Origin of the sequence: Rhodococcus opacus B4 (assembly GCF_000010805.1) — a bacterium.
Lineage (GTDB): Bacteria > Actinomycetota > Actinomycetes > Mycobacteriales > Mycobacteriaceae > Rhodococcus_F > Rhodococcus_F opacus_C.
Map to the genome: position 1 here is coordinate 6,624,424 of NC_012522.1, position 21,197 is coordinate 6,645,620.

16 protein-coding genes are annotated in these 21,197 nt (G+C 68.4%); 6 read left to right on the top strand and 10 right to left on the bottom strand.

The genetic code is table 11. The features are described from left to right. Position 1: 1 nt before the first annotated feature. Positions 2-976 carry an ABC transporter substrate-binding protein gene (locus ROP_RS30105; RefSeq protein WP_043825584.1) on the bottom strand — a complete coding sequence of 325 codons (975 nt, stop codon included), beginning with the start codon at positions 974-976 and terminating at the stop codon, positions 2-4. A gap of 143 nt (positions 977-1,119) precedes the next feature. On the opposite strand from ROP_RS30105, the gene ROP_RS30110 reads away from it, so the two are divergent. Next, positions 1,120-2,067, top strand: a complete 948-nt coding sequence (locus ROP_RS30110; protein ID WP_015889798.1) for an ABC transporter substrate-binding protein — start codon at positions 1,120-1,122, stop codon at positions 2,065-2,067. Here the strand turns inward: ROP_RS30110 and ROP_RS30115 are convergent. The 3 genes from ROP_RS30115 to ROP_RS30125 are packed head-to-tail and all read right to left on the bottom strand — an operon-like array spanning position 2,026 to position 5,382. Then, the gene (locus tag ROP_RS30115) at positions 2,026-2,946 is read right to left on the bottom strand and encodes an alpha/beta hydrolase (RefSeq protein ID WP_015889799.1); all 921 of its coding nucleotides are present in this window, start codon (positions 2,944-2,946) and stop codon (positions 2,026-2,028) included. The genes ROP_RS30110 and ROP_RS30115 overlap by 42 nt on opposite strands. Before the next feature lie 7 nt (positions 2,947-2,953). Further along, on the bottom strand, positions 2,954-3,784 hold the full coding sequence (locus ROP_RS30120; protein ID WP_015889800.1) for an SDR family NAD(P)-dependent oxidoreductase: 831 nt from the start codon (positions 3,782-3,784) through the stop codon (positions 2,954-2,956). After that, on the bottom strand, positions 3,781-5,382 hold the full coding sequence (locus tag ROP_RS30125; protein ID WP_043826886.1) for a flavin-containing monooxygenase: 1,602 nt from the start codon (positions 5,380-5,382) through the stop codon (positions 3,781-3,783). The genes ROP_RS30120 and ROP_RS30125 overlap by 4 nt, the downstream gene beginning before the upstream one ends. Before the next feature lie 70 nt (positions 5,383-5,452). On the opposite strand from ROP_RS30125, the gene ROP_RS30130 reads away from it, so the two are divergent. Continuing rightward, positions 5,453-6,091: a TetR/AcrR family transcriptional regulator gene (locus tag ROP_RS30130; protein ID WP_015889802.1), complete on the top strand. Its 639-nt coding sequence runs from the start codon at positions 5,453-5,455 to the stop codon at positions 6,089-6,091. Positions 6,092-6,141: 50 nt separating this feature from the next. Then, complete coding sequence (locus tag ROP_RS30135) at positions 6,142-6,726, top strand: hypothetical protein (protein WP_015889803.1); 585 nt, start codon at positions 6,142-6,144, stop codon at positions 6,724-6,726. 183 nt (positions 6,727-6,909) lie between these two features. On the opposite strand, the gene ROP_RS30140 is transcribed toward ROP_RS30135, so the two are convergent. The 4 genes from ROP_RS30140 to ROP_RS30155 all read right to left on the bottom strand — a co-directional run bounded on the left by ROP_RS30140 (position 6,910) and on the right by ROP_RS30155 (position 16,588). Beyond that, complete coding sequence (locus ROP_RS30140; protein WP_015889804.1) at positions 6,910-10,689, bottom strand: multifunctional oxoglutarate decarboxylase/oxoglutarate dehydrogenase thiamine pyrophosphate-binding subunit/dihydrolipoyllysine-residue succinyltransferase subunit; 3,780 nt, start codon at positions 10,687-10,689, stop codon at positions 6,910-6,912. Between the two features lie 111 nt (positions 10,690-10,800). After that, complete coding sequence (locus tag ROP_RS30145; protein WP_015889805.1) at positions 10,801-14,682, bottom strand: ABC transporter ATP-binding protein; 3,882 nt, start codon at positions 14,680-14,682, stop codon at positions 10,801-10,803. A gap of 50 nt (positions 14,683-14,732) precedes the next feature. Beyond that, positions 14,733-15,512, bottom strand: a complete 780-nt coding sequence (locus ROP_RS30150; RefSeq protein WP_015889806.1) for an ABC transporter permease — start codon at positions 15,510-15,512, stop codon at positions 14,733-14,735. Then, the gene (locus ROP_RS30155; RefSeq protein WP_043826889.1) at positions 15,509-16,588 is read right to left on the bottom strand and encodes an ABC transporter ATP-binding protein; all 1,080 of its coding nucleotides are present in this window, start codon (positions 16,586-16,588) and stop codon (positions 15,509-15,511) included. Before ROP_RS30155 ends, ROP_RS30150 begins: the two co-directional genes overlap by 4 nt. 126 nt (positions 16,589-16,714) lie before the next feature. Here ROP_RS30155 and ROP_RS30160 point away from each other — a divergent pair, with 126 nt between their 5' ends. Then, a complete protein-coding gene (locus tag ROP_RS30160; protein ID WP_015889808.1) occupies positions 16,715-18,100 on the top strand; it encodes a glutamate decarboxylase in 1,386 nt (461 codons plus the stop codon). Position 18,101: 1 nt separating this feature from the next. On the opposite strand, the gene ROP_RS30165 is transcribed toward ROP_RS30160, so the two are convergent. Continuing rightward, entirely contained in the window at positions 18,102-18,788 is a 687-nt protein-coding gene (locus tag ROP_RS30165) for a hypothetical protein (protein WP_015889809.1), read from the bottom strand. Positions 18,789-18,887: 99 nt separating this feature from the next. Between ROP_RS30165 and ROP_RS30170 the strand changes: the two genes are divergently transcribed. Both ROP_RS30170 and ROP_RS30175 read left to right on the top strand, forming a co-directional pair. Next, positions 18,888-19,742, top strand: a complete 855-nt coding sequence (locus tag ROP_RS30170; protein ID WP_015889810.1) for a helix-turn-helix domain-containing protein — start codon at positions 18,888-18,890, stop codon at positions 19,740-19,742. Between the two features lie 4 nt (positions 19,743-19,746). Continuing rightward, complete coding sequence (locus ROP_RS30175; RefSeq protein ID WP_015889811.1) at positions 19,747-20,142, top strand: VOC family protein; 396 nt, start codon at positions 19,747-19,749, stop codon at positions 20,140-20,142. Between the two features lie 9 nt (positions 20,143-20,151). Here ROP_RS30175 and ROP_RS30180 read toward each other — a convergent pair whose 3' ends face one another. Then, positions 20,152-21,189 (bottom strand): glutathione S-transferase family protein, encoded by a 1,038-nt coding sequence (locus ROP_RS30180; protein ID WP_015889812.1) that lies wholly within the window; start codon positions 21,187-21,189, stop codon positions 20,152-20,154. Between the last annotated feature and the right edge of the window lie 8 nt (positions 21,190-21,197).

A 21,197-nucleotide genomic window follows, 5' to 3' on the forward strand; every position in this document is an offset into this window, starting at 1 on the left:
CTCACGAGACCGGCTTGTCGAGCCCCTGGTCCGTCACCCACTGCTTCGCGGCCGCCGCCGGCTCGGTCTTCGCATCCCCTGAGACGGAATTGTTGAGCGCGACAAGCTCTTCGGTGGTCAGCTTCGCGGACAGAGCGTCGAGGGCGCGGGTCAGCTTGTCGGAGGACTTGGTGGTGCGCAACACCGGGACGACGTTCTGCGCCGCGAAGTTGTTCTGTGGGTCGGCGAGCACCACGAAACCGTTCTGTGCAATCGCGGGCGACGTGGTGAAGATGTCGGCGGCCGTGATCTGTCCCGACGCGAGAGCGTCCACCGTGGCCGGACCGCCGCCGTCGGCGATCGGGACGAAGTTGTCGGGCGTGATGTCGAGGCCGTACTTGGCCTTCAGCCCGGGCAGGCCACCGGGACGTTCCTGGAATTCGGCCGGTGCGCCGAACTTCACCTCGTTCGAGTGTGCCGCCAGATCCGCGATGGAGGTGAGGTTCCAGCGCTCCGCGGTCTCCTTCGTGACGACGACGGCGTCCTTGTCCTCCGCGGGGGCCGGGGTGGTGATCGTCAATTCCGAGCCCAGCGCGGCAGGCAGCGCCGCGTCCACGTCGGCGGCGCTGGTGGCGGTCGAATCCGGGTCGAGATACTGCAGGAGGTTGCCCGTGTAATCGGGGATGACGTCGATCGACCCGTCCTTCAGTGCGGGAATGTAGGCCTCTCGGGAGCCGATGTTGAACTTCGTCGTCACGTCGAACCCGTTGGCGCGGAGCACCTCGGTGTAGATGTTCGCGACCGTCTCCGATTCGGGGAAGTTCGCCGATCCCACGATGATCGCATTCGGGTCGTCACCGGAGCCCTCGCCGCCGCCGGACAGGGGGTCGGATCCGCCGCCGCCGCACGCCGCGAGCGAGACGACGGCGACCGTCGCGAGAGCGATACTGCCCACGGAGCGGCGGGTGAAGCCCGACAGAATTCTCGAGGTGCGCATGAGCGTCCTTCCCGTTGTCACCGGCGCCGGACCTGCCGACGGAAACCGGTGGACGCGTGTCCGCGCCATCGGTTGGCCAGTGTAACGATAGGGGCGGACAGAGCACGGTTTTCGACCAGCTCGAGGCAAACGAAAGGCGCGACGTGGCACATACACGCACAGACGAATCGGCCCGCCGCGGGCATCGCCCGGCGGCGGGGTTCCGCGCACTCACCGCCGTGGCCGCGTTGCTTCTCGCCGCGGGACTGGCGTCGGGATGCGCACGTGGCGACACCACCCTCGACGGTTCCGCGGGGCAGGGGCCCGGCGAGATCGTGGTGGGTGCCGGCGACGGCGCGGAGAGCCGCGTCCTCGCCGAAATCTATGCGGGCGCCCTGCGTTCGACGGGCGCGCCGGTCACCACCGACGAAGGCCTCGGCGACCGGACCGCCTATCTCGGGCAACTCGATGCCGGAACCGTCACGCTGGTGCCGGAGTTCACGGGCCGGCTGCTGCGCTATTACGACCCCGAGTCGACGGAAACCGAACAGGACGACGTGTTCGAGGCGTTGAGCAAAGCTCTGCCGCAGGGGCTTTCGATCTCCGACTTCGCCGCCGCCGAGGACAGGTCGGCGCTCGCGGTGACCCCGCAGGCCTCCGAACGGCTCGGTCTCACCACGCTGGACGACCTCGTTCCCTCGTGCGGAAGGAGCACCGCCGTCCTCGCCCCGTCCTTCGACGCCGACACTCTCGCCGGCCTTCCCGGCTGCACGTTCGCACAGACGAGGCGGGTGGCCGACGACGCCGCCGCGGTCGGTGAACTCGCCGTCCCCGCACCGGCGGACGGAGCCGTGGTGGCCGGGGTGACCACGGCGTCGCCCGACGTCGCCGACGCGGATCTGATGCTGCTGTCCGACGACGAACACGTGTTCCCCGCCCAGAACGTGGTGCCGCTGTTCCGGATCGGGACACTGAGTGAGGCCCAGCTGAAGGCCCTGAACGTCGTGGCGGGTGAACTGACGACCGCGGACCTGGCCGACATGATCGGCCAGGTCCGCGGTGGCGCCGATTCAGCCGACGTGGCGCGGGTGTGGCTGGACGCCCATCTGTGAACCCAGGAAGGCCCCGAGTTCCGCGACCGCGTCGGCGGCCTCGCGGACCAGGGACGCCTGCAGGTGGGCGACGTGCCACAGCCGGGCGTACTCGGTGAGCGTGACGTCCACCTTCGACTCGTTCAGCTTGTCGACGAATTCCAGGATCTGCGGGTAGAGCACCTCGTCCACCCCGACGTGGATCAACGTCGGCGGCAGTCCCGCCAGATTCCCCTGCAACGGTGCGTAACCCGGATCCCGTGCGTCTCCGTTACCCAGGTACTTCTCGGCGGCGTCGAACGACCACGCGGTGTTGACGACGAGATCCCGGTCCCGGGTCGTGTCGCGCCTGCCGGGGTCGACCCACGGGGAGATCAGCGCCAACGCCGCGGGAGTCACGCCGTGCCGGTCGATCAGGCGTCGTGCGGTGGCGACGGTCAGGCCGCCACCCGCCGAATCGCCCGCGATGGCGAGTTGCTCTGTCTCGTAACCGTGTTCGGTGTTCAGTTCCATGTACGCGGCGACCGCGTCCTCGAGCCCGGCCGGGAACGGATGTTCCGGGGCCAGCCGGTAGTCGAGGGTGTAGACGACGCTGCCCGATTCCCGGGCGATGTGAGCGGCCAGCGAGCGGTGGGTGGCGAGCGAACCGATCGTGTACGCCCCACCGTGCAGGTAGAGGACCGCGGTCCGGCGTTCGGTGGCTCCCACCGTGATCCGCTCCGCGCGGCGTCCGGCCAGGAAAGTCGGGCGGACGACGGCACCGGCGGACACCTGCTGCAATGGAGCGCCCACGTCGAGGAGGGTCCGCTGTACCGAGTACGGAAGCCGTGCGTTGAGGCTGAGCCGGTAGAACGGCCGGAGCGCCGTCGCGACGACCGGCAGCGGCAGGTGGAAGCTCATCGGGACCTCAGTTCGACTTGGGGAGGACGCGTCCGGCGACGAGGGCGACCACCCGCTGGTAGCTCGGCCCGACGAGCCGCACCCAGGCGTCGAGGAACTTGGCGTCGGCGCCGATCAGGACGCGCGCCTTGCCCTTGCGGACACCGGTCACGATGGTCTCGGCCGCCGCCTCCGGGGTGGTGCGTGCCAGCTTCTGGTCGAAGAACTTCGCGAACGTGTCGAGGTCCTCGCCCGGTCCCGCGGTGGCGTTGCGGGCGATGGCCGTCTTGATGCCGCCTGGGTGCACGCACGTCACCTTCACGGGATGCTTGGCGATCAGCATCTCCTGGCGCAGCGACTCGGTGAAACCGCGCACCGCGAACTTCGCCGAGTTGTACGCGCTCTGCCCGGGCATGGACAGCAGGCCGAACAGGCTCGAGACGTTCACGACGTGGCCGTCGCCCGACGCGATGAGATGCGGCAGGAACGCCTTGGTGCCGTTGACGACTCCCCAGAAGTCCACATCCATGATCTTCTCGATGTCCTTGAACTCGGACTTCTCGAACTCGCCGTGGTAGGCGATGCCGGCATTGTTGTAGACCTGATTGATCTTGCCGAAGTGGGCCCGCACCTCGTCGGCGTACGCGAGCACCGCCTCGCGCTGGGTGACGTCCAGGTGGTCGGACTTGACCTCGGCGCCCAGCGCCTCCGCCTGGCGTGCGGTCTCGGCGAGTCCGACCGTGTCCATGTCCGAGATCGCCAGCTTCGCACCGCGGCGCGCCAGGTCGAGGGCGAGCGCCCTGCCGATGCCGGAGCCGGCCCCGGTGATCACGACTACCTTGCCTGCGAACTCGCTCACTGTGCTGTCACCTTGTCGTCGTCGAGGTCGATCTGCGCCGGGATGGCGGCGGATCCGGGGGTCTTGCCGTTCACGTGCACGGGCGCAGGCAGATCGGCGGTGGCCACGCTGTCGTACGCGGTGAGATCGAAGCGCCTGGTCTCGTTCCGGAACTGGAACGTGAAGCCCGGCCACAGGGTGGTGTTGTTCCCGTGCTTGTCGAGGTACCAGCTCGCGCACCCGCCGTTGTTCCAGACGCTGTGCGACAGCTTCTCCTGGAGATCGGCGTTGTACCGGTCCTGGGCGTCCTGACGGACCTCGATCTTGCCGATGCCGTACTTGTCGATCGTCTGCAGAGCGTCGACGAGATAGTTGAGCTGCGACTCGATCATGAAGACCATCGAGGTGTGGCCCAGGCCGGTGTTCGGGCCGACCAGGAAGAACATGTTGGGGAAGTTCGCGATCGCGGCGCCCTTGTAGCCCTGCTGGCCGCCCTCGTCGAAGACCGCCGCCAGCGAGCGGCCGTCCTTGCCGAAGATGCCCTCGAACGTGGGGGAGTCGGTGACGTGGAAACCGGTGGCGACGACGATGGCGTCGACCTCGCGGACGGTGCCGTCTTTCGAGACCACCGAGTTCGCCGTGACCTCGGCGATGCCGTCGGTCACCAGGTCGACGTTGTCCTGCGCGAGGGTGGGGTAGTAGTTGTTCGAGATGAGCATGCGCTTGCAGCCGATCTGGAAGTTCGGCGTCACCTTCTTGCGCAGATTCTTGTCCTTGATCTGACGGCGCAGGTGGCGTTCGGCCGCGAACTGCAGCGGCTTCATGAAGACGGGGGCCTTCGCGAGTCCGACGACCTGGCTCTCGCGCATCCAGTAGATGCCGGAACGACACAGCTTCTGGAAGCCGGGGAGGTACTTGAACGCGGCGTGCTCGAGCGTCGTGTACTCGCGGTCCGCCCGGGGGAGGATCCACGGAGCCGTGCGCTGGTACACGTCGAGGTGCGACACCTTCTTGCCGATGGCGGGCACGATCTGGATGGCCGAGGCGCCGGTGCCGATGACGGCGACGCGCTTGCCCGTCAGGTCGGCGTCGTGGTTCCAGCGGGCGGAGTGGAAGATCTCGCCCTCGAAGCCTTCGATGCCCGTGATGTCGGGGAGCGAGGGCTCGCACAGTGCGCCGACCGCGGAGACGACCACCTTCGCGACGAAGTCCCCCTTGGTGGTGCTGACCTCCCAGCGAGTGGTCGACTCGTTCCAGTGGGCGGACTGTACGTCACAGCCGAAGAGGTGCTTGTCGCGCACCTTGTACTTGTCCGCCACCGACTGGATGTACTTCTGGATCTCGGGCTGCGTCGAGAACGACCGGGTCCACTCCGGGTTCAGCGCGAACGAGTAGGAGTACAGATGTGAGGGAACATCGCACGCCGCGCCCGGGTACGTGTTGTCTCGCCAGGTACCACCGACCTCGTTGCCGCGTTCGAGCACGAGAAAGTCGGTCTTGCCTGCCTGGGTCAGCTTGATCGCCGCGCCGAGGCCGGCGAACCCGCTGCCGATGATCAGTGTGTCGACGTGGCGGACACCTGCGGTGGGGGCGGAAGTATCTGTGACGGGGAGACTCATGTAGGCAACCATAGGGCGCTATTGAGGGGCAGTCAATAGCCTATTGACCTTCATTCAGTAGTCTTGTCCCATGGACGTTGTGAAGCGGACCCGCCTCAGCCCCGAACAACGGCGCGCGCAACTGATCGACCTCGGCGCCAAGATGCTGGCCGAGCGCCCCCTCGAGCAGATCTCGGTCGAGGACATCGCAGATCAGGCCGGTGTTTCCCGCGGCCTGCTGTTCCACTACTTCGCGTCGAAGCACGACTTCCACCTCGAGATCGTGCGGCACACCAGCAGCGAGATGCTCGCCCGCACCGCACCCGACCCGTACGTCGGGGAATCGCGCGATCCGATGCAGATCCTGCGTTCGGTGCTCGCGTCGTACGTCGACTACGTCACCGAGAACCGGGGCACGTATGTCTCGCTCCTACGGGGGACGGCGAGTGGAGACCCCGACATGCGGGCCGTCTTCGAGCAGACCCGCGCCGTGATGTCCGAACGGACCCTCGAACAACTGCCCGCGATCGGCATCGAGCCCACCCGCGCGGTCGACCTCGCCGTCCGTGGCTGGATCGCCTACGTCGAGGAAGTCACGATCACCTGGCTGCGCGACCCGCACCTGACCCGTGACGAACTGATCGAACTCAACGTCCAGGCTCTTCCCGCGCTGGCCATCGCCGCGGCACCCGAGATCGCGGCCGCGCTGGCGTCGGCCACCAGGACCTGACACCCCTAACGCCCTGAGCGCACGCGTAGTGCCCGCGGGGGACACCGGTTTTGGCGAATCTCGTGATCGCACTGATCCTGCTGTTCCAGCGCGTCGGGGATCGTCCCCTCACCCGCGCAATCCACGCGGGACTGTTTCTGGCCGTCGCCGGCATGGCGCTCGGGTACCTGATGGGATTCGAGGGCAGACAGACCACGACGGACGCGAGCGGCCGCGTCGTCGAACTTGCCGCGCGGCACAGCGTCGGCGTCACCGACGAGAATCCCGGTCTGCCGGTCACCAACCGGAGCACGTCTGGTGGCGACGTCCGCATCCCGCACTTCTTCGGACTGCACGGGCTGCAGGTGATGCTGATCGGCGCCCTCGTCCTGAGCGTTCTCGCGTCGCGGATCCCGTGGCTGCGCAGCGAGGAAACCCGCGCCTCCCTGACGGTCGTTCTGGCGCTCGCCTGCACCGGGCTGCTCGGCGTGCTCACCTGGCAGGCATTCCGGGGCCAACCGCTGATCCACCCGGACGCCCCGACCCTCACCGCCCTCGGCGGACTCCTCGCGGCCACCGCCCTCGCAGTCCGGGCAATCAGATCGCGGGCCGGGACGGGCAGTAGGGATCCGAGTGGACGCACCCGTTCTGGGTAAACGCACCCGTTCTCGGGCGCGAAAAGAGGTGCGTGGGCAAAGAAGGGGTGCGCGTCGTCGGGCGGGGATGTGACCCGGGCCGGGGACGGGCAGTAGATACCACGAAACCGGGCCGAATCCACTCCGTGGAGTGAACTCGACCCGGCTCAGTGGCAGATCGGACGCTCAGCCGTTACACGCTCGTCAGCCGAAGGCCTCGTCGATGATCTCTTGCTGTTCCACAGCGTGCACCTTGCTCGAACCCGAGGACGGTGCCGACATCGAACGACGCGAGATGCGCTTGATTCCGGACAGCTTGTCGGGCAGCAACTCGGGCAGAGCGAGACCGAAGAACGGCCACGCACCCTGGTTCGCCGGCTCCTCCTGAACCCACCGGAACTCGGTGGCGTTCGGGTAGCGGTCCAGCGTCTCGCGGAGACGACGGCTCGGAACCGGGTACAGCTGCTCGATGCGGACGATCGCGATGTCCTCGCGGTTGTCCTTCTGCTTCTTCGCCAGCAGTTCCCAGTACAGCTTGCCGCTGACGAGGAGGATACGACGGACCTTGTCGCGTTCGGCGTCGCCCGTCTCGTACGTCGGCTCCTCGAACACCGAGCGGAACTTGCCGGTGGTGAAGTCCTCGACGTCGGAGACCGCGGCCTTGTTGCGCAGCATCGACTTCGGCGTGAAGACGACCAGCGGGCGGCGGATTCCGTCGAGCGAATGACGACGCAGCAGGTGGAAGTAGCTTGCCGGGGTGGACGGCACGGCCACGGTCATCGAACCCTCGGCGCACAACTGCAGGAAGCGCTCGATACGCCCGGACGTGTGGTCGGGACCCTGACCCTCGTGACCGTGCGGCAGCAGCAGCACGACGTCGGACAGCTGACCCCACTTGGCCTCACCGGACGAGATGAACTCGTCGATGATCGACTGCGCACCGTTGACGAAGTCACCGAACTGCGCCTCCCACAGCACGAGCGCGTCCGGGTTGCCCACGGAGTAGCCGTACTCGAAGCCGACGGCGGCGAACTCGCTGAGCGCGGAGTCGTAGACCAGGAACTTGCCGGGGTTCTCGCTGCCGAGGTTCTGCAGCGGGGTGTACTCCGCGCCCGTCTTGCGGTCGATGAGGACCGAGTGACGCTGCGTGAACGTGCCGCGCTTGGAATCCTGGCCGGACAGACGAACCATCTTGCCCTGGTCGACCAGCGATCCGAACGCGAGCAGCTCGGCGAAGGCCCAGTCGATCTTGCCCTCGCGCGACATTTCGCGGCGCTTCTCGATGACCGGCTTGACGCGCGGGTGCACGGTGAAGCCCTCGGGCAGGTTGACGAACGCGTCGCCGATCCGCTCCAGCACCGACTCGTCGACCGACGTCTTCAGCTTCGTGGGCAGCACCTGGTCGAGCTCCACCGACTCACTGGGCTCCGGCGTGTACTTCTCGAGTTCACGAACCTCGTTGAACACCCGTTCCAGCTGGCCCTGGTAGTCGCGCAGGGCGTCTTCGGCTTCCTTCAGCGAGATGTCGCCGCGGCCGATCAGGGATTCGGTGTAGCTCTTGCGGACGCTGCGCTTGGTGTCGATCACGTCGTACATCGCCGGCTGCGTCATCGACGGGTCGTCGCCCTCGTTGTGACCGCGACGGCGGTAGCAGATCATGTCGATGACGACGTCCTTCTGGAACTTCTCCCGGAAGTCGACGGCGAGCTGGGCGACCCAGACACAGGCCTCGGGGTCGTCGCCGTTCACGTGGAAGATCGGCGCGCCGATCATCTTCGCGACATCGGTGCAGTACTCCGACGAACGGGAGTGCTCCGGGGCGGTGGTGAAACCGACCTGGTTGTTGACCACGATGTGCACGGTGCCGCCGGTGCGGTATCCGCGCAGCAGCGCCAGGTTCAGCGTCTCGGCCACGACACCCTGACCGGCGAACGCGGCGTCGCCGTGCAGCATCAGCGGGAGGACGGTGAAGCCGTCCTCACCCTTGTCGAGGATGTCCTGCTTCGCGCGGACCAGGCCCTCGAGGACCGGGTCGACAGCCTCGAGGTGCGACGGGTTCGCCGTCAGCGACACGGTGATGTCGTTGTCACCGAACATCTGGATGTACGTGCCCTCGGCACCGAGGTGGTACTTCACGTCGCCGGAGCCGTGAGCGGCCGCCGGGTTCATGTTGCCCTCGAACTCCGTGAAGATCTTCGAGTACGGCTTGCCGACGATGTTCGCGAGAACGTTGAGGCGTCCGCGGTGCGGCATGCCGATGACGACCTCGTCGAGCTGGTGCTCGGCGGCCTGGTCGATGACGGCGTCCATCATCGGGATGACGGACTCGGCGCCCTCGAGTGAGAAGCGCTTCTGGCCGACGTACTTGGTCTGCAGGAACGTCTCGAACGCCTCGGCGGCGTTGAGCTTGCTCAGGATGTACTTCTGCTGAGCGACCGTGGGCTTGACGTGGTGCGCCTCGACCCGGTCCTGCAGCCACTGCTGCTGCTCCGGCTCCAGGATGTGCGTGTATTCGACACCGACGTGGCGGCAGTACGCGTCGCGCAGCACGCTGAGCACGTCGCGCAGCTTCATCTTCTCCTGGGCGTGGAACCCGCCGACCTTGAACTCGCGGTCGAGGTCCCACAGCGTCAGGTCGTGCGTCGTGACGTCCAGGTCGGGGTGGCTCTTGAACTTGTCCTTGACGAACTGCAACGGGTCCGTGTCGGCCATCAGGTGGCCGCGGTTGCGGTACGCCGCGATCAGTTCGAGGACGCGGGTGTTCTTGTCGACCGCGCCTTCGGAGACGTCCTGACGCCAGCGGACCGGCTCGTACGGGATGTGCAGCGAGTGGAAGATCTCGTCGTAGAACTCGTCGCTGATCAGCAGTTTGTGGATGGTCCGCAGGAAGTCGCCGGATTCCGCGCCCTGGATGATGCGGTGGTCGTACGTCGAGGTCAGCGTCATGAGTTTGCCGACGCCCATCTCGGCGATCTTCTCGTCGCTCGAACCCTGGAACTCCGCCGGGTACTCCATGGCGCCGGCACCGATGATGGCGCCCTGGCCGTTCATCAGGCGCGGCACGGAGTGCACGGTGCCGATGCCACCGGGGTTGGTGAGCGAGATCGTGACACCCGAGAAGTCCTCGGCGGTGAGCTTGCCGTCACGCGCGCGCCGGACGATGTCCTCGTAGGCGCTGTAGAACTGCGTGAAGTTATGGGTGTCGGTGTTCTTGATCGCGGCGACGACGAGGGATCGGTTGCCGTCCTTGCCCGGCAGGTCGATGGCCAGGCCGAGGTTGGTGTGTGCGGGGGTGACCGCGTTGGGCTTGCCGTCGATCTCGGCGAAGTGCCGGTTCATGTTCGGGAACGCCTTGACCGCCTGCACGATCGCGTAACCCAGCAGGTGCGTGAACGAGATCTTGCCGCCGCGGGTACGGGCGAGGTGGTTGTTGATGACGATCCGGTTGTCGAACATCAGCTTCGCAGGGATGGCGCGAACACTGGTGGCGGTCGGAATGGCCAGCGAGGCCGACATGTTCTTCGCGACGGCAGCAGCTGCGCCGCGGAGAACCTTCGACTCGTCGGCGGCGGGCGCGGGGGCGGACGCCTTCGCGTCCTTCGCCGGGGCGGCCTTCGCGGGTGCGGCCTTCGTGGGGGCCTCGGTCTTCGGGGCGGCAGCCTTCGGAGCTGCACCGTTGGGTGCAGTCTTGGCGGCGGCACCGTTGGCCGGCTTGGTCTGAGGCTTGGGTGCGGTCGCGGACTCGGAGACCGGGGGAGTCGAAGCCGTGGCGGAGGGAGCGGCAGCCGGTGCGGCGGTGGTGGTGCCGTTCGTGCCGTGTCCGTTGGCTGCGCCTGCCTTGGCGGCGGCTGCGTCGGGAGAATAATCCGTCAGGAATTCGTGCCAACTCGCGTCCACGGACGACGGATCGTCCTGGAAACGCTGGTACATTTCGTCAACCAGCCACTGGTTCTGTCCGAACTGGGATGTAGAACTGCTGCTCACGGCAGGTGTTCGCCTCGTTTCTATTTCGGTACCCGATCAGAGCGCCTATATACATGAGACTAGCCCTCGCGTGTGACGTGTAGATCGCCAGGCCCGCACGTGTGAGCTGTCTCACGGCCAACCGATGGGGTCACCATCGATGACGGTTCTCGCCCCGCGATTATTCCCCGCCCCGGTCTCCGCCGCATCCCACAGTCCCGAATAGTGGCCACCGGCATAGCGCAGGGTGGCGTGCGAACCTGTTTCCACCACCCGCCCCTTGTCGATGACGAGGATCACATCTGCCCGGGCAGCGGTGGCCAGCCGGTGGGCCACCACCACCGACGTGCGGGTGCGTGTCACACGGCTGCTCGCCTCGAGAACTACCTGCTCGGTGGCCGGATCGAGCGTTGCGGTCGCTTCGTCGAGCAGCAGCAGATCGGGGTCGACGAGCTCGGCCCGGGCGAGCGCGATCAGCTGGCGCTGGCCCGCCGACAGGCCCTGCCCGCGCTCACCGATGGGGTGATGCATCCCACCCCGCAATTCGGCGATCGTGCCCAGCGCTCCGACCGCGCGGGCCGCGTTCTCGATCTCTTCCCGGCTCGCATCCGGGCGGCCGTAGGCGATGTTGGTGGCGACGGTCCCGGTGAACAGGTGGGCTTCCTGGGGGACGACGCCCAGCCGTCCGCGGTACTCGCCGAGGGGGTACCGGCGGAGGTCCACGTCGTCCACGAGCACCGTCCCCGACGTCGGGTCGTAGAAGCGGGCGAGCAGCTTCACGATCGTCGACTTGCCCGCACCGGTCCGGCCGACCAGTGCGACGGTGGTGCCGGCGGGGATGTGCAGATCGATATCGGTGAGGGCGTCGCTGTCCGCGCCCTGATAGCGGAACCCGACGTCGCGCAGGCACAGCTCTCCGCGCAGATGCCCGTCGATCGGCTGGAGATCCTCACGCGAGGTCGCCCGCTCGATGGAACTGGGGGTGCGGAGCAGATCCCCGATCCGGAGCAGGCCCACACTCGCCTGCTGGTATCCGTCGAACACCTGCGACAGCTGCTGGATGGGCCCGAACAGCAGCCCGAGGTACAGCACGAAGGCGACGAGCGTGCCGGTCGTCGTGTGACCGCCCGCGACCTGGTGTGCGCCGACGAACACCACGGCGGCCAGGGCGAGGTCCGAGAGGAACGCGATGAACGGGAAGTACAGCGAGATCGCCCGCTGCGACCGCATCCGGCTCCGCCGGTAGCTGTCGGCCCGCTCCGCGAACCGGCGGGCGGCGAACTCTTCGCGGCGGTAGGCCTGGGCGGCGCGCAGTCCGGCGACGTTCTCCTGGAAGTCGGCGTTGACGAGGGAGATCCGCTCCCGTGAGACGGTGTACGCCACCGAGGAGATCCGGCGGAAGATCAGCGTCGCGACGAGCAGCGGCGGGATGACGGCGAGCGCCACCAGCGCGAGCGTGACGTCGGTGGCGACGAGGGCGACGGAGATGCCGAGCACGGTCAGCACGCTCACCACGGCGGTGGACATCCCCGTCTGGATGAACGAGGACAGCGCGTCGACGTCGGTGGTCATCCGCGTCATGATGCGGCCGGACAGTTCGCGCTCGTAGTAGTCGAGCCCGAGCCGCTGCAGGTGGGCGTAGCTGCGCACCCGCAACCCGAACAGCACCCGTTCTCCCGCTCGCGCGGTGAGCACCGTCATCACGGCGACGACGAGCCAGCCGGCGACGACGAGCGCGACACCCACCCCCGCGGCGGTCCGGAGCGTCGCGGCGTCCTGCGGGACGACACCGTGGTCGATCGCGAACCGGACGATGGACGGGAACGCGATGCCCGCCAGCGCGTCGAGCGCGAGGCAGACGACGACGGCCACGAGGAGGCCGCGGACCGGCCGCAGGATCCGCGACAGCCGGAAGTCGGGTTCGGGGAGGCGCAGGTTCCGGGTCTCGATGCCCGGGCTCTCGGCGGCGGGCGGCAGCGCATTCACGGCGTCCCGGAGTTCGGGGGTGGCGGCCACGCTGCCCAGCGCACCCGCCATCGGTCCGCCGCCTGCGCGGCCGCCGGGGCCGGCTCCGGGGGCCGGGGTGGTGCGGCCGGACGAGGCGGACGCGACGGGTCCGTCCCATTCCTCGGCATCCTCCGGCCACAACTCGGACTCGGTCGGCACGCGACGGTACGGCACGGGGTCGCTCGGCGCGGGAACGCTGACGTCGATGGGGCCCGCGCTGTCGGGGGAGGTGAACAGCGCGCGGAAGAGCGGGCATCGTGCGTCGAGTTCGGAGACCGTGCCGGAATCGACGATCCGTCCGCCGTCGAGGACGGCGACACGGTCCGCGAGCGACAGCGTGGAGCGGCGATGCGCCAGTATCAGCGCCGTCCGTCCGCGATTGGCCCGCAGCGCCTCGAAGATCGCCGCCTCGGTGGTGGCGTCGACGGCGGACGTGGCGTCGTCGAGGATCAGCACTCGCGGGTCGGTGAGGAGTGCGCGTGCCAGAGCGATCCGCTGCCGCTGGCCGCCCGACAGCGTGAGACCGCGTTCGCCGACCACGGTGTCGTAGCCCTCCGGCAACGCGGAGACGAACTCGTCGGCGGCGGCCATGGCGGCGGCGGCGCGGATCTCCTCGGCGCTGGCGTCCGGCCTGCCGAGTGCGATGTTGGCCGCGATGGTGTCGGAGAAGAGGAACGGTTCGTCGAACACGAGGCCGACCGCCTCACGCAACTGCTCGGCACTCAGGGTGGACACGTCGAACGATTCGCCGCCGGACGTGAGAGACACCGAACCCGAGGACGGCGCGTAGAAGCGGGGGAGCAGCAGCGACAGCGCGGTCTTGCCGGAGCCGGCCATGCCGACGACCGCCACCGTCTCGCCGGGTGCGATGCGCAGGTCGAGACCGCGATGGACGTGGCGCTCCGATTCGAACCCGAACGTCACCTCGCGCAGATCCACCCCCAGCGGTCCGCCGGGCAGCGCGGTGGGATGCGGCGGGTCCGCGACCTCCGGTTCGGCGTCGATCACCTCGTACACGCGCTCGACGGCCGCCCTGGACAGCTGGGCCATGATCACGACCGACGACAGGGTGCGGGTGACGCCGGTCATCGTGGCGACGTACGTGGCGAACGCGAGGAACGTGCCGATCGTGATGGAACCGTGCAGGGCGAGGTAGCCGCCGATCGCGATGACGCCGACGAGGCCGAGCTGGGGCAGCGACGCCATGGTCGGGGCGAAGCGCGCGTTGATCCGGGCGGCTCGCAGGCGTTCCGCGTACAGCGCGCGGCTGTGGTCCTCGAGCTGGTCGACGGCCCGGCGTTCCTGGCCGAAGCCCTTCACCACGCGCACGCCGGTGACGGTTTCCTCGACGTGCTGCGCGAGGTCGGCCGCCCGTTGCTGCGCCGACCAGGTGGCCGCGAACAGCTTCGGCCGCATCGTGTACACGACGAGACACACGGCGGGAACGATCACCAGCGCGACGACGGTCAGCAGTGGCGAGAGCCAGGCCATGATCGTGAGGGCGAGGACGAATTGGAGCAGCGCCCCCGCCGACAGCGGGACCATCGCGAGCAACCCCTGCACCAGTTGAAGGTCGGTGATCGACCGGGACACCACCTGGCCGGTGCGGATCTGATCCTGCCCCCGCCCGTCGAGCCGTTGCAGCGCCCCCAGCAGGCCCAGCCGCAGGTCGTGCTGGACGTCCAGGGACAGCTTGCCCGCGAGCATCCGGCGGCCGTACTGGCAGCCGAACCGGACGCACGCGAGCAGTGCGATGAGCAGTGCGGCGGTGCCGATCACCCGGGTGGCGTCACCCGAGCCCGCGGCATCGACCGCGTACTTGGTCAGGAGGGGGAAAGAAATGTCGATACCGGCGGCGATCACCGTCACGGTCAGGGCGCCGAGTGCGACGCGGGGGTGTGCCCAGCACTCACCGCTCAGCCGTCGAATCCAGCCCGGCCGTGCCTGATCCCGCTCCAGCGTCTGTTCCCGTTCGATCACCGAACCGGACGCACTCTCACCTGCCACTGGGTCCACGTTAGCGCCGGGTACCGACAGGGCCGGTATCCGGCGCGGCGTCAGGTGATGTCGCGCTGCCGGGTGAGCGCCCAACCGCCTGCGACGAGGACCGCGGTCCACCCGAGCAGGGCGAGGGGCGCGGCAGGCCACAGCGTCAGCCAGTCGAGCTCGTTGCCCGCGGCCGCGTTGGCGACTGTCCCGAGCGTCGCCGACACGGGGAGGACGCTTCCGGCGGAGCCGATGCCGATCCCGCTGAGGATCGAGCGGAGGATCATTTCGCCGAGGGTGTACCAGACGACGAGGGCGATGCAGCTGCCGACGGACGACCCGGTGAGCATCGACACGGCGCCGCCGATGAGCGCCCACAGCGTCGCGCAGATCAGGGCGGCGCCGAGCATGGCGAACAGGGATCCGCGCAGTTCGAAGGTGTCGCCGCCGAACGTCAGCAGCAGGGCGACGCTGACGACCTCGACCACGAGGCAGTAGAAGAAACCGAACGCCGCGGTGACGGCGAGCTTGGCGCCGATCACCCCGTCCCGGCCGCGGGCGGTGAGGAACGTGGTGGTGAGAGTCTTGTACCGGAACTCCGTGCCCACGTTGACCGCCCCGAAGAGTGCGGCGAACAGGACGACGAGGGCGACGGCGACGGCCAGCCCGAACAGAGTGGCGGCGAGGTTGGCCTCGTTCGGATCGGCCTCGAACGCGTCGGTGAACGCGCGCATCACCGGAAGGGTGATGGCGCTCGAGAACATTCCGACGACCAGCGGTGCCAGCCCGAGCATCCACCAGAAGCGCAGTGTGGTGACCTTGCGGAATTCCGCGGTGAGCAGGGTGGTCATCGCGGGCCTCCGGAGATCGGACCGTGCTGGGGGTGTGCGGGTGGCGGACCGTACCCGGGCGATGGGCCGTAACCAGGTTGCTGCGGGTACCCGGGCGGCAGTGCGTACGTCTGCGGCGGGCCGTAACCCCACGGCGCGGCGGGGCTGGCCCCGGCCACGTACTGGCCCGCGGTCATCGACAGGAACAGCTGCTCGAGGTCGATGTGATCGCGGACTGCCCCGAAGATCGTCACCCCGGCTCCCGCGGCGACGGACTCGACGAGTTCGAGGGACGCACCGACGACGGCGAGGCGCCCGTCGGCCAGCGAGCGGGCGTCGACGATGCCTTTCGCGGCCAGAGCGGTCGCCAGCGCGGCCGGGCTCGACGACGCGACCAGCAGACGGCTCTGCTGCGACTTGCGCAACTCCTCCATGCGCCCCTGATAGACGAGGGAGCCGCGGCTGACGATCACCAGATTGTCGACGGTCTGCTCCACCTCGCGGAGGATGTGGCTCGAGATCAGTACCGTGCGGCCGGATGCGGCGAAGCCCTTCAGGAACTCGCGCAGCCAGGCGATGCCCTCGGGGTCGAGTCCGTTGGCCGGTTCGTCGAGGATCAGGATCCGCGGATCACCGAGCAGCGCCGTCGCCAGCGACAGCCGCTGACGCATGCCGAGGGAGAAACCGCCCGCCTTGCGCCCGGCGACGTCCTCGAGCCCGACGAGTGCGAGCACCTGGCGTGCGCGTGCGTCCGGGACGCGGATCGCGGACGCGTACACCTTCAGGTGGTCGAGTGCCGTCCGGTTGGGGTGCAGGCTCTGCGAGTCGAGGACGGCGCCGACCGTGCGGGCGGGGTCGGCGAGCGATCGGATCGGGACACCGGCGACCGTGGAGGTGCCGGACGTCGGCTTCACGAGACCGAGGATCATCCGCAGTGTCGTGGTCTTGCCCGACCCGTTGGGCCCGAGGAATCCGGTGATCGACCCCTGCGGCACGGTGAAGCCGAGGTCCGTGACCGCGTCGACGTTCTTGAAGCGCTTCGACAGCCCCCGCACCTCGATCGGCGCCGCGAAACTTCCCGGGATTGCTGTGGTCAACCCGTCCTCCCCTGCCACAATCGAATGGAACTGTTTCGACCCTACTGGGCTGCCGTGCCGAGATTCACCAACTGACGTACAGGCGTCGCGACGGCGCATGCTGACACCAATCGATTGGGGACGCACATGAGCAAGCACCACCATCATCACCATCGCGACGTCATCTCTCCGGCGTACACCGGGCGTCTCTCGATCGACCCGTTTCCCGCGTTGCGGATGCCGGACGACGAAACCGATCCCGAGGCCGCATACCGGTTCATCCACGACGAGTTGATGCTCGACGGCAGTTCCCGGTTGAACCTGGCCACGTTCGTCACCACGTGGATGGATCCCGAGGCCGACAGATTGATGGCCGAGACGTTCGACAAGAACATGATCGACAAGGACGAGTACCCGGCGACGGCGGCCATCGAGGCCCGCTGCGTGTCGATGGTGGCCGATCTGTTCCACGCCCCCGACCTGTCGACCACCGACCCGGCCAGCGCGACCGGCGTCTCGACGATCGGTTCCAGCGAGGCGGTCATGCTCGGTGGTCTGGCGCTCAAGTGGCGGTGGCGGGCGAAGCGGGAGGCCGCGGGGAAGGACACGGCCCGCCCGAATCTGGTGCTCGGCAGCAACGTCCAGGTGGTGTGGGAGAAGTTCTGCCGGTACTTCGACGTCGAGCCCAAGTACCTGCCGATGGAGAAGGGCCGCTACGTCATCACGCCGGAGCAGGTGCGGGACGCGGTCGACGAGAACACCATCGGCGCGGTCGTGATCGTGGGCACCACATATACGGGGGAACTCGAGCCGGTGGCCGAGATCGCGGCAGCGCTCGACGCGCTCGCCGCGTCGGGCGGCCCGGACGTCCCGATCCACGTGGACGCGGCGAGCGGTGGCTTCGTCGTCCCCTTCCTGCAGCCGGAGTTGTTGTGGGACTTCCGGGTTCCGCGCGTCGCGTCGATCAACGTGAGTGGTCACAAGTACGGGCTGACGTATCCGGGGATCGGGTTCGTGGTGTGGCGTGAGCGCGAGTGCCTGCCCGAGGGGCTGGTGTTCCGGGTCAACTACCTGGGCGGCGACATGCCGACGTTCACCCTCAACTTCTCGCGGCCCGGCAATCAGGTGGTGGGGCAGTACTACAACTTCCTGCGGCTCGGCCGGGCCGGTTACCGGTCGATCATGGAGACGCTGCGCGACACGGCGGTCCGCGTGGGCAAACGGATCGCCGAGCTTGAATACTTCACCCTGATCACCGACGGGACCGACATTCCGGTGCTGGCGTTCGAACTGGTCGGCGATCCCGGATTCACGGTCTTCGACGTGTCACACGAGATGCGGGCGCGGGGGTGGCAGGTGCCCGCGTACACGATGCCCGCCGACGCGGAGGACGTGGCGGTTCTGCGCATCGTCGTGCGCGAGGGCTTCAGCGCCGACCTGGGAACCCTCGTCGCCGAGGCGATCGAGGAAGTGTGCGCCGAACTCCGCGAGAAGGGCGGCGGGCATTCGACGGAACAGCACTTCGCCCACTAGGTCACGCCTCGATCGCGCGGAGCTCGTTCGGCCAGCGGGCCGGGGCGGGACCGAACGCCTCCCGCGCGTTCTTGACGACGCCCTTGCCGATGGCCCGGTTGCCGGCGCCGCCGATGGCGGCGCCGATGCCGGCGGGCACCAGTTTGCCGAGGATCAGCGCGCTCCGGCGGGCGGCGTACTTGGTGATGAACTTGCGCACCAGGGTGCTGTTCATGCCCTTCATCGTGGGGCCGGGAATGCGGCTGGTGATGGCGCTGGCCCAGTTCTTCGCCGTCACGCCCGTCGCCTTCTGGACGATTTCCATGCCCGATTCGCCGAGTGCCACCGAGAGGACCAGTGCGCGCCGCTGCTGGTGGTCGGCGGCGGAGATACCGTGCACCGACGCGACCGCGAGGGTGAGCAGCGCCGCCGCTTCGAGGAAGAAGGCCGATTCGGCGCCCACCGCCGCGATGGAGGCGACGGTGCCGACCCCGGGAATGGCGGCGGTGGCGCCGACCGCGCTGCCGCTGCCCGTCACGGCGAGCAGGAACATCTTCTCCATGCGTTCGACGATCTGCGCGGGCGACTCACCGGGGTGCGAGCGCCGGACCCATTCGACGTACTTGGCCACCGCGGGCGCCTGGAGTCGGCTTCCGTTGTCGAGAACCGAGACCAGTACCTTCTCCACCGGTCCACCATTGCCAGCCATCGGGGCTCCCGTCTCGCCTAGTGCTTCGAGTGTGCTGGCACCGACTGTAGGTGAGCGAAGGCCGTGGCCGGTGTCGGCACCGTTGCCTAGGCTGGTGTCGTGAGCGTCGTCGACAGCGACACCGCGGTGTCGTCCGGGGCCTTCCGGCGCCCGGCGGCGCCGTTGCGCGCGCTGGTCACGGGGTACGACGGCTACCGGCTGGCCGGGTTCGAGCCCGGCATCCATCTCGGTCTGCCCTCGCCCTGCCTGACGGTGATCGTGACCGTCGACGAGCCCCTCGACATCGCCGCCCAGGCGGCTCCCGGCCAGGCGCCCGGGCGGTACGACACTCTCGCCAGCGGGATCGCGACGGCACCGGTGACGATCCGGCACGACGGCAACCAGCACGGCGTCCAGCTGTCCCTCAGCCCGCTCGGCGCCCGGGCGCTGCTGGGTGTGCCCACCGCCGCCCTGGGTGCCTGGGTCGTCGGCCTCGAGGAACTGCTCGGTCCCGATGCGGGGGAGCTGACGGAACGGCTGTCCCTCGAACCGGGCTGGGACGGGCGCTTCGCGATACTCGACGAGGTGCTCACCCGCCGCGCCGCGCCTGCGGACATCGACCCGCATCTCACCCGCGCCTGGCACCTGCTCGTCGCCGGCGGTGGCGTTCGGGTCGGTGACGTCGCGCACGAGGTCGGCTGGAGCAGAAGGCATCTGGTGAACAGGTTCGTCGCGGAGTACGGCGTGACACCCAAGGACGTGGTGCGACTGTCCCGCTTCGATCGTTCGCACCGCATGCTGAAGGGGGCTGCCGGGTCGACACTCGCGGACGTGTCCGCGGCGTGCGGGTACTACGACCAGGCCCACATGGCGCGGGACTGGCGCGACCTCGCGGGAGTTCCGCCGTCACGGTGGCGGGAGATCGACCCCTTCTCATTCGTCCAAGACCCCGGCCCCGGTGAGGGAGCACCGTGATCTCATGACTACTTCGACGCAAACCACATGTGTGTGGCCCACGCTCGTCTACCGCGACGCGCGGGGCGCGATCCGCTTCCTCGTGGAGGCCTTCGGGTTCGACGAGAAGGCCGTGTACGGCGAGGGAGACCGGGTCGATCACGCCGAACTCCGCTGGCCGAAGGGTGGCGGCATCATGCTCGGCTCGCCCAGTGAGGACTCGGTGATCAGCGACCTTCCGCCCGGGACAGGTTCGGTGTACCTCGTCGTCGACGACCCCGACGCGCTCCACGAGCGTGCCGTCGCCGCCGGTGCCACGATCGTGCGCGGACTGCGGGACGAGGACTACGGCTCGCGCGGATTCACCTGCCGCGACCCCGAAGGTGTGTTCTGGAGTTTCGGCACCTACACCGGCGCCTAGGCCCGCCCGTCACGCGCCGTGCCCGGCCGGGACCTCTTCGCCGGGCTTCGGCGGAGGCGGCGGGGTGCCGTCCCCGAACGGGCTGCCGCCCAACCCGTCACGACCGTGCGGTGTAAGCCAGCCGGACAGGTCGGGACCCTTCGGCACGATCTGCGTGGGATTGATGTCGGTGTGCACGAGGTAGTAGTGCTGCTTGATCTGGGTGAAGTCGATGGTGTCGCCGAAACCGGGGGTCTGGAAGAGGTCGCGCGCGTAGCTCCACAGGACGGGCATCTCGTCGAGCTTGTTCCGATTGCACTTGAAGTGTCCGTGATACACCGCGTCGAACCGTGCCAGGGTGGTGAACAGCCGCACGTCGGCCTCGGTGATCGTGTCCCCGACGAGGTACCTGCGGTCGGTCAGCCGCTCCTCGAGCCAGTCGAGACGCGCGAACAGCCGGTCGTACGCGGACTCGTACGCCTCCTGGGATCCGGCGAACCCGCACTGGTACACACCGTTGTTCACATCGCGGAACACGAGTTCGGCGACCTCGTCGATCTCGTCGCGCAGCGGCCCGGGATAGAGGTCGGGCGCGCCGTCGCGGTGGTACCGCGTCCATTCCGAGGACAGGTCCAGCGTGATCCGGGGGTAGTCGTTGGTGACCACCTGCCCGGTGGGGACGTCGACGATCGCGGGCACGGTGATGCCCCGCGAGTAGTCGGGGAAGCGCGCGAAATACGCATCCTGCAGGCGCGGGATCTTCAGCACGGGGTCGAGCCCGCCCGGATCGAGATCGAAGGTCCAGCTGCGCTCGTCGTGGGTGGGGCCGCACAGCCCCATCGACACCACGTCTTCGAGCCCGAGCAGTCGCCGGACGATGATCGCGCGATTGGCCCAGGGGCAGGCCCGGGCGGCCACGAGGCGGTAGCGGCCGGGTTCGACGGGATAGCCGTCGCGGCCGTCGGCCGTGATGCGGGTGGGGATGTAGTGGGTGTCGCGCGTGAACTCGGCACCGGATTCCACGTAGGCGCCTTCCGTGCCGTGCGGTTCTGCCGTTCGGTCCGTCATGGTCGACT

Coding starts and splice junctions, on each gene's coding strand:
- ROP_RS30130 (WP_015889802.1), top strand. CDS start 5,453: ATGGACGTTGTGAAGCGGACCCGCCTCAGCCCCGAACAACGGCGCGCG.
- ROP_RS30160 (WP_015889808.1), top strand. CDS start 16,715: ATGAGCAAGCACCACCATCATCACCATCGCGACGTCATCTCTCCGGCG.
- ROP_RS30105 (WP_043825584.1), bottom strand. CDS start 976: ATGCGCACCTCGAGAATTCTGTCGGGCTTCACCCGCCGCTCCGTGGGC.
- ROP_RS30175 (WP_015889811.1), top strand. CDS start 19,747: ATGACTACTTCGACGCAAACCACATGTGTGTGGCCCACGCTCGTCTAC.
- ROP_RS30165 (WP_015889809.1), bottom strand. CDS start 18,788: ATGGCTGGCAATGGTGGACCGGTGGAGAAGGTACTGGTCTCGGTTCTC.
- ROP_RS30180 (WP_015889812.1), bottom strand. CDS start 21,189: ATGACGGACCGAACGGCAGAACCGCACGGCACGGAAGGCGCCTACGTG.
- ROP_RS30125 (WP_043826886.1), bottom strand. CDS start 5,382: ATGAGTCTCCCCGTCACAGATACTTCCGCCCCCACCGCAGGTGTCCGC.
- ROP_RS30115 (WP_015889799.1), bottom strand. CDS start 2,946: ATGAGCTTCCACCTGCCGCTGCCGGTCGTCGCGACGGCGCTCCGGCCG.
- ROP_RS30150 (WP_015889806.1), bottom strand. CDS start 15,512: ATGACCACCCTGCTCACCGCGGAATTCCGCAAGGTCACCACACTGCGC.